Here is a 9,942-nt window from a genome sequence, read left to right as displayed (position 1 = left end):
GCCGGCGTGACCAACGCGGCGAGCGCCTCCGCGATCTCGCCCACCGGTCCGGTCACGGCGACCGCGACCACGACCACCCCGGTGTCGCGGGTCGGCGAGATCACGCTGGACAAGACCGCCAGCGTGCTGAAGGACACCGGCACGGTGAAGGACGAGTCCGACCCGGGCGACTCCATCACCTACACCTTCACGGTCACCAACACCGGCACGACGACGCAGCGCAACCTCGTCGTCACCGACACCCGGCTGTCGCCGAACCCGGTGGCCTGCGGCACGGGTGACTTCCTGCCCGGCCAGACCGGGACCTGCCAGGTCACGGTGAGCAACACCTACGCGATCACCCAGGCCGACATCGACGCCGGCGTCGTCAACAACACGGCGACCGCCTCGTCGACGGGCCCCTCGGGCGCGACGCGCAGCTCCACCGACTCCACCTCGACCCCGATCCACCAGACCTTCGGGCTGACCCTGGACAAGGTCGGGACGTACGTCGACGTCAACAACAACGGCATCGTGGACGTCAACGACCGCATCGACTACTCGTTGCTGGCGTCCAACACCGGTAACACGACGCTGACCGACGTCGAAGACCTGGCCATCGGCATCAACAACGCCTTGTGCTACGACCCGACCACGGCGGCGGGCCAGGCAGGCACCGAGATCGCCGGGCAGCTGGCGCCGGGCAAGAGCCGCCACTGCTGGCCGTCGGGCTACCCGACGACGCCGATGCGCAGCCACGTGCTGACGCAGGCCGACATCGACGCGGGTCACTACGACAACACCGCCACCCTGGCCGGCAAGAAGCCGGACGGCACGGCGATCAACGCGACCGACACCGTGATGCTGCCCTTCACCCGGACGGCGGCCTACTCCTTCGCCAAGACCGCGGGCTCGCTGGTCGACAACGACGGCAACGGGCCGGACGCCGGTGACACCGTTACCTACACCTTCTCGGTGACCAACACCGGCAACGTGACCCTGGCCCCGGTGACCTATACCGACGCCAAGCTCGGCATCAGCGGCGCCCCGTGCGTGGCCTCGCTGGCTCCCGGCCAGACCCTGGCCTGCCCGGCGAAGCTCTACACGCTCACCCAGGCCGACATCGACGCCGGGTCGGTGGACAACGTCGCGTCCGCGGTGGCGATCCCGCCGGCCGGGGTACCGGTGACCGACCAGAAGTCCCTGGTCAGCACCCCCACCGTCGGCAAGGACAGGCTGTCGCTGGTCAAGAAGGCGGGCGCCCTCAACGACCTCGACACCAACGGTCCGGACGCCGGTGACCAGATCACCTACACCTTCACCGTGACCAACACCGGGACCACGACCATCAGTTCGGTCGTCCTCGACGACGCCAAGCTGGGCCTGACCAACGTGGCCTGCGGCACCGGCCCGCTCGCGCCCGGCGCCGGTGTCACCTGCCCTCAGCAGACCTACACGCTGACCCAGGCCGACGTGAACAACGGTCTGGTGCACAACGCCGCCTCGGTGACGGGCAAGGACCCGGCCGGGACCGCGGTCACGGCCCCCTCGGCCGTCGACGTGCCGATCACGACCGCGCCCAGGATCGCCCTGGACAAGACCGACACCGTCATCGCGGACACCGTCCGGGACGACGTCGTGGGCCCGGGTGACACCATCACCTACTCGTTCAAGGTCACCAACACGGGCAACGTGGACCTGACCTCGATCCGGATCACCGACGCCAAGCTGGGCCTCGACGCCGCCTCGTGCTCGCCGGCGGTCACCGCCCTGGCGCCTGGTGCCTCCACCACCTGCCTGGTCCAGGTCTACGCGCTGACGCAGACCGACGTGGACCGTGGCTCGGTGGACAACACCGCGACCGTCAACGCGGTCTCGGCGGTGTCGAGCACCCCGGTGACCGCGAGCGACGCCAACTCGCGGATCGTGCCGCAGACGACCGGGCTGACCCTGGACAAGCGGGGCGTCATGGTCGACGTCAACGGCAACGGGATCGTCGACGCGGGCGACCGCATCGACTACACCCTCATCGCCAGGAACACCGGCAACATCACGCTGACCGACGTTCGCAAGGACGACCCGGCCATCGGGATCTACAACGCCACGTGCGGCACCGGCACGCTCGACCCGGGCCAGGAGGTCACCTGCTACCCGGCGGGCTACCCGACGACCCCGCTGCGCAACCACGTGCTGACGCAGGCCGACGTCGACGCGGGCCACTACGACAACACCGCGACGCTGACCGGCACCAAGCCGGACGGCACCAAGGTCGCGGCGACCGACACGGTCGTCATGCCCTGGACGCGGACCGCGTCGTACACCTTCGACAAGCAGGCCGGCTCGCTGGTCGACATCGACGGCAACGGGCCGGACGCGGGTGACACGATCACCTACACCTTCACGGTGACCAACACCGGCACCACCACCCTGACCCCGGTGACCTACAGCGACACCAAGCTGGGCATCAGCAACGCCCAGTGCGTCGCGTCGCTGGTCCCGGGGGTGACGGCCTCCTGCCCGGCCAAGACGTACGTCCTGACCCAGGCCGACGTGGACTCCGGCTCGGTGGCCAACAACGCCTCCGTCGTCGCGACCCCGCCGACCGGCGTCACCGTCGTCAACCAGGCGGACGGCACGAGCACGACGACCTACGGCTCCTCGCTGATCTCGCTGACCAAGACCGCCGGCGCGATCACCGACCTGGACGGCAACGGACCGGACGCCGGGGACCAGATCACCTACACCTTCAAGGTGACCAACACCGGCACCACCACGCTCAGCTCGGTGGTCGTCAACGACGCCAAGCTCGGTATGGCGAACGTCGCGTGCGGCACCGGCACCCTGGCGCCCGGCGCCTCGGTCACCTGCACCACGCGCACCTACACCACGACGCAGGCCGACGTCGACGCCGGTGCCGTGCACAACGACGCCGGCACGACGGCCAAGGACCCGAAGGGCACGACCGTCACGGCCCCGGCCACGGCGGACGTCCCGGTGACGGCCAACCCGAAGATGACCCTGGACAAGACCGACTCGGCGATCGTCGACACCAACGGCGACGGCAAGGTCGACGCCGGCGACACGATCACCTACCAGTTCACGGTCAAGAACACCGGCAACGTGACGCTCAACCCGGTCACCGTCACCGACGGCAAGGTCGGGCTGGCCAGCCAGGCCTGCGGCACCGGTCCGCTGCTGCCCGGGGCCTCCCGCACCTGCCTGACGACGCCGTACGTGCTCACGCAGGCCGACGTCGACGGCGGCTCGGTGGACAACTCCGCCATCGCCCACGGCACCACGCCGACCAGCGGTGACGTCCCGGCCACGGACACCAGCTCGCGGCTCGTCGCCTCGACGCCCTCGCTCAGCCTGAAGAAGGTCGCCGGGGCCCCGGTCGACCTCAACGGCGACGGCGTGATCGGTGCCGGTGACTCGATCACCTACACCTTCGGCGTGACCAACACCGGCAACACCTCGCTGGCGCCGGTGACGGTGACCGACTCCCGCCTGGGCCTCACCGCCGCCACCTGCGGGTCGACGACCACGCCGCTGGCGCCCGGCGACACCCGGACGGACTGCATCTCGCGGACCTACACCATCACCCAGGCCGACGCCGATGCCGGCAAGGTGGTCAACAACGCGACCGCCAACGGCACCGACCCCAAGGGCACCGTGGTGACCGCGCCGTCGAGCGCGACCGCCACCTGGACCCGGACCAGCACCATCACCATGGACAAGGTGTCCGGTGGCGTGGTCGACGCCAACAACAACGGCAGGACCGACGTCGGCGACACGATCCAGTACACCTTCACGGTCAAGAACACCGGCACGACGACGCTCACCTCGGTGACGTACACCGACACCAAGCTGGGCATCTCCGGCGTCGCCTGCGGCACCGGGCCGCTGGCGCCGGGCGAGTCCCGCGTCTGCCCGACCCGGACCTACGCGCTGACCCAGGCCGACATCGACGCGGGCAAGGTCGACAACACCGCGACCGCGACGGGCACCGACCCGGCCGGCGTCAAGGCCACCGGGCCCGACACGGTCACGACCGACGTCGCGCGCACCCCGGGCATCGCGCTGGTCAAGAAGCTGTCCAAGATCACCGACAACGGTGACGGCGTCGTGGGGGCCGGGGACACCATGTCCTACACCTTCACGGTCACCAACACCGGCAACGTGACCCTGGACCCGGTGACCTACACCGACGCCCAGCTCGGCGTGACCGCCGCCGCGTGCGGCACCACCCCGCTGAAGCCCGGTGAGAGCCGAGACTGCCCGCCGCTCAACCGCGTGCGGACGCAGGCCGACGTCGACGCGGGTGCCTTCACCAACTCCGCCACGGCGACCGGCACCGCCCCGGACGGCACGACCACCTCGGCGAGCTCGTCGGTGATTGTGGCAACCAAGGCCACCATCAGCCTGGACAAGGTCGCGAGCGTCATCAAGGACACCAACTCCAGCGGCCGGGCCGACGTGGGTGACACGATCGACTACACGTTCACCGTCACCAACACCGGCACCGTGACGCTCGGCCAGGTCACCCTGACCGACGCCAGGCTCGGCTACGCCGGCGCGGTCTGCACCAGCACGACGCTCGCCCCCGGGGCCAGCACCACGTGCCTGGCCAAGACCTACCCGCTGACGCAGGCCGACGTGAACGCCGGCGTGGTCGACAACACCGCCACGGCCTACGGCACGGCGACGATCAACGGCGCCCGAACCCCGACGGTCAGCGACGCCACGTCCACCACCGTGCCGCAGTCGTCGACCATCACCCTGGACAAGACGGCGTCCGCCATCGCGGACACCAACTCGACCGGGCGGGCCGACGCGGGCGACACCGTGACCTACTCGTTCGTGGTGCGCAACACCGGCACGACGACGCTGAGCGCCGTGACCCTCACGGACCCGACGCTGGGCCTCGCCGCCGTGGCCTGCGGCACGGGCGACCTCGCCCCGGGTGCGACGCGCACCTGCACGGCATACCCGCTCAAGCTCACGCAGGCGCAGGTCGACGCCGGTGGCGTCAACAACACCGCCACCATCGCGGCGACCGACCCCAAGGGCACCCCGGTGTCCGGCGCGGACGACGCCAGCACCTCGGTGACCGCGGCGTCCGGCATCAAGCTGGCCAAGACGGCCGGCACGATCGTCGACGTCAACGGCAACAAGGAGCAGGACGTCAACGACACGGTGACGTACACCTTCACGATCACCAACACCGGCAACACCACCCTGTCGCCGGTCACCCTGACCGACCCGATGGTGGGCATGGACCGGGCCACCTGCGGCGGCCGGACCTCGCTCGCGCCCGGCGCGTCGACGTCCTGCACCGCGACGTACGCCCTGACCCTCGCCGACCTCAACAACAACGGCATGACCAACACCGCGACCGCGGCGGGCCTGGACCCGACCGGCCAGACGGTGACCAACACCCAGTCGGCCCCGGTCTCGATCACCGCCGTGCGGTCCATCTCGATGGACAAGCAGCTGGTGGCGGCCCCGTCCGACACCAACGGCGACGGCGTCATCGGCGCCGGCGACACCCTGACCTACCGGTTCTACGTCAAGAACACCGGCAACCTGTCGCTGCACGACGTCCGCTACACCGACGCGCGCATCGGCATCGTCGACCAGGTCTGCACCTCGCAGGTGCTCGACCCCGGTATGTCGGCCGAGTGCCCGACCTCGACGTACACCATCACCCAGAAGGACCTGGACCAGGCCGTGACGCTGGCCAACGGCACCAAGACGCCGGCGGTCGTCAACTCGGCCACGACCACGGGCCTGACGCCCAAGAACATCCCGGTGAGCGGCTCGGACCGCGTCGAGACGCCGCTGGCGGAGACCCCGCTGCTGCAGTTCGACAAGACCGCGTCGGGCATCGTCGACGCCAACAACGACGGCAAGCAGTCGGTCGGTGACACGATCACCTACACCTTCACGACCACCAACACCGGCAACGTCACCATGACGCTCGTCGGGGTCACCGACGCGAAGCTGGGCATGAGCAACGTCCAGTGCACGCCCAACACGATCGCCCCGCGCGAGTCGTCGACGTGCACCCGGACCTACGCGCTGACCCAGGTCGACGTGGACGCCGGGACCGTGGACAACGTGAACGCCTACGTCACCGCCAGCACGCCCCTGGGCAAGCAGGCGAAGACGACGGACAGCACGTCCACGCCGGTCACGCAGGCCCCGAGCCTGTCGGCGACCAAGCACGCGATCAACCTCATCGACAACGGTGACGGCATCACCTCGGTGGGCGACAAGCTCGTCTTCGCGATCACCGTCACCAACACGGGCACGGCGACGCTCGGCGACGTGACCTACACCGACCCGCTGATCTCGGCGACGCCGATGCCCTGCGGCAGCGGCCCGTTGGCCCCCGGCGCCACCCGGACCTGCCCGAACCTGACCTACACCGGCACGGCCACCGACTACCAGAACGGCGTCATCGTCAACACCGTGACCCTGGCCGGCACCACCGGCACCGGCACCACGGTGACCGGCAACGCCTCGGTCACCGTGCCGACCCGGCAGGGCATCGACCTCGTCAAGTCGGTCACCCCGATCGACGACGTCGACGCCAACGGCCCCGACGCCGGTGACAAGGTGACCTACTCCTTCACCATCACCAACACCGGCACCACGCCGCTGGACCGCCTGGTCATGGACGACGCTCTGCTGGGTATCGTCAAGGCCGGTGGCTGCACCGTGCCGGTCCTGCCGGACGGCTCGACGTACCTCATGCCGGGGAAGTCGACCACCTGCACCCAGCGTGGCTACACGCTTACCCAGGCCGACGTCGACGCCGGCAAGGTCGTCAACACCGCCACGGCGTACGGCTTCAACAGCACGCTGCCGATGGTCCACTCGCCGCTGGCCACCTCGACGGTGCAGACCGACATCACACCCGATCCGACGATCGTGCTCGGGAAGACCTCCGGCGGGGCCACGGACAGCAACAACAACGGCCGCATCGACGTCGGTGAGCCGATCACCTACAGCTTCACGGTGACCAACACCGGCAACCAGACGATCAGGAACGTGACCATCACGGATGCCATGCTCGGCCTGAGCGGGGTGCCTTGTGTCACCGGGACCACGACGACGCTGGCCCCTGGCACGTCGGTGGCTTGTACGGCGCGCACCTACGCGCTCAAGCAGACCGATGTGGATGCGGCCACCGTGACCAACACCGCCACCGCGGCGGGCACCTCGCCGGCCGGTACGGCGGTGACCTCTGACGAGGCCTCCAAAACCGACGGTTTCCCCCGTCAGCCTGCGATCGCGCTGGACAAGATCGTCTCGACGGTCACGGACACCAACGCCAACGGGATGAACGACGCCGCCGACACGGTGACCTACACCTTCAAGGTCACCAACACCGGCAACGTCACCCTGAACCCCGTGTGGCTGACCGACCTCAGCCTGGGCATCGTGGACGAGACCTGCATGGCCGGTTCGCTGGCCCCCGGGGCCAGCGCGACGTGCCCCCCGGTGACGGTGAAGCTCAGCCAGGCCCAGCTCGACGCCGGCACGGTCGACAACGCCGCCACGATCATGGGGATCGCGCCCAACGGCCAGCCCGTCACCTCGGACGACACCACCTCGCGGCCGCTGGCCCAGGGTTCGGCGTTCACCATCGTCAAGTCGCACGTCAACCTGGCGGACGGGACTGCCCGCACAACGGACGGCCCCTCGGGCCTCCCGGGCGTGGTCGACGCCGGTGACACCGTGACCTTCAGCTTCACGGTCAGCAACACCGGCAACACCACCCTGAGCGGTCTGCAGATCAGCGACCAACTGCCCACCACCGCGGTGAGCTGCCCGACCACGACCGCCGCACCCGGCGAGGTCATCACCTGCACCGCGGACTACACGCTGACACAGTTCGACATCAACGCCGGCGAGGTGAGCAACACGGCCACGGCGTCGATGGCGGCGCCCACGGGTGCTCCGCAGCCCGCCGACCAGACGTCCATCGACGTCGCCAAGCTGGCGCTCAAGGCAGCCGTCACCTTCGACAAGCAGGCCGGCACCGTCGTGGACGCCAACAAGACCGGCAACCAGGAGGCCGGGGACACGATCCCCTACACCTTCGTGGTGTGGAACACCGGCAACGTCCCGCTGACCGTCTCGGCGATCAAGGACGACAAGCTGGACGGTGCCGGTGCAGCCGGCTCGGCCTGGCCCTCGGCATACACCTGCACCCACCGAGACCCCAACCACGGTGCCTTCGACCCGACCAAGGACGAGATCGCCCCGCAGACGGGTATCGAGTGCACGGCGAGCTACACGATCACCTCGACCGACATGCTGGCCGGTGACGTGACCAACCACGCCACGCTGGTGACGGCGGTGGGTGGTGGCTACACCATCGACCCGCCTGCCGAGACGGACCCGGAGATCACCTCCACCCTCCTGCAGAAGGCCTCCCCGGCCATCCAGGTGCAGAAGAACGTGCTGACCATGGCCGACGGGTCGACCTTCGTGGACAACAACGGCGACGGCATCAAGAACGCCGGTGACTACGTCTACTTCTCGCTCGTGTCGCAGAACGTGGGTACGGCGGGTCTGACCGACGTGACCATCGGCGACCCGATGCTGACCATGGCCAACGTTAAGGTGGTCCAGGGCAGCCTCAATGCCGACAACCGACTGGTCTGCGACCTGGGTGCCGTCCGCCAGCAACCGGTCACCTCCGACTGGATCACCACCCCGGGCGGATCCACGATCATGGCCAAGCGGGCCACCGGCCTCACCGGTCTGCTGGCTGCCCTGGTCGGCGGACAGGCCGCCGACGGGACCCCGGTCCTGGACCCGACCCAGTGGTGCGGCTGCGGCGTGCTGCAGTACACCATCACCGAGAATGACGTGGCCAAGGGCATGGTCCAGACCACCGCGGACGTGAGTGGCAAGCCCCTCGGCTCGACCGAGGTGGTCAAGGACATCGACCAGGCCCCGGTGCCGCTGGACCTCACCACGGGCTACACGCTCGACAAGCAGGCCGACCTGCAGGACGTCAACGGCAACGGCACCGCGGACGAGGGCGAGAAGGTCACCTACTCGTTCACGGTGACGAACACCGGTCAGGTCGAGATCCCCAGCGTCAAGATCACCGACTCGATGCTCGGGCTCGCGGCCCAGGAGTGCCTGGCCACGCCCTTGGCGGTGGGTGCCTCGACCTCCTGCCTGGCCACGACCTACTCGGTCAAGTCCGGTGACCTGGGCTATGGCTCGATCCAGAACGTCGCGTCGGCGCAGGCCTACTACTCCGACGGGTCGACCCTCGGTGCCAAGGCCTCCGACAGCACGGACACCCCGGTCGCGGACCAGGTGCTCGGGGGCCGGACCACGCTGCCGGGCACCGGTGGTGGCTCCGGTGGCGGTGGCACCGGAGGCGGAGGCTACGGTCCGGGCATCATCCCGGGCGGTGTCTACGGCGGTATGCCGTCGACCCGCGGACGGGCAAGCTCGCCAAGACGGGTGCCGACGTGCTGGTCCTGCTCGCGGCAGGCCTCGGGATGCTCCTCGTCGGCGCCTGGCTGTTGGTCCTCGCCAAGCGTCGTCGCGACGAGGAGGACGAGGAGGGGACGGACACGGCCTGATCCTGGCTGGCCGAGCGCGGGCCGGTCCGGGCGCCGATGGCGTCGGGACCGGCCCGCGGCGACATACCGCCTCTGACGGACAGTGATCGCGATTCGGAGAGTGCTGCGGGAAAAGTGACGGAAGTGGTGAAAGTCCCGGCATCTGGCCTATGATGGTCACGTAAGTATTCATCAGGCTGCAAGTCTGGGAGCATGCGTGACTCCCTGCAGCCGACCGACAGCCCCGGGGTATGCCGGGGGAAGGTGGCAGTGACCATGGTCGCTCCCAAGAAGTCGGCGCCTCGCTGGCCGCGGTCACGGCGGCCTCTGCGCTCGCCCTGGCCGGCTGCTCCGGCGCCACCCG

Annotated in this window: 1 protein-coding gene; it reads left to right on the top strand. The window is 69.3% G+C overall.

Features of this window, described 5'->3' with window-relative positions; translation table 11 throughout:
* Positions 1-123 precede the first annotated feature (123 nt).
* The gene (locus tag MM438_RS16065) at positions 124-9,675 is read left to right on the top strand and encodes a beta strand repeat-containing protein (RefSeq protein WP_241454650.1); all 9,552 of its coding nucleotides are present in this window, start codon (positions 124-126) and stop codon (positions 9,673-9,675) included.
* The last annotated feature ends 267 nt before the right edge of the window (positions 9,676-9,942 follow it).

The sequence above is a fragment of the Arsenicicoccus dermatophilus genome (assembly GCF_022568795.1).
GTDB classification, from domain to species: domain Bacteria; phylum Actinomycetota; class Actinomycetes; order Actinomycetales; family Dermatophilaceae; genus Arsenicicoccus; species Arsenicicoccus dermatophilus.
The sequence above is the reverse complement of the archived record's forward strand: the minus strand, read 5'-3'. Positions and strand labels throughout refer to the sequence as shown.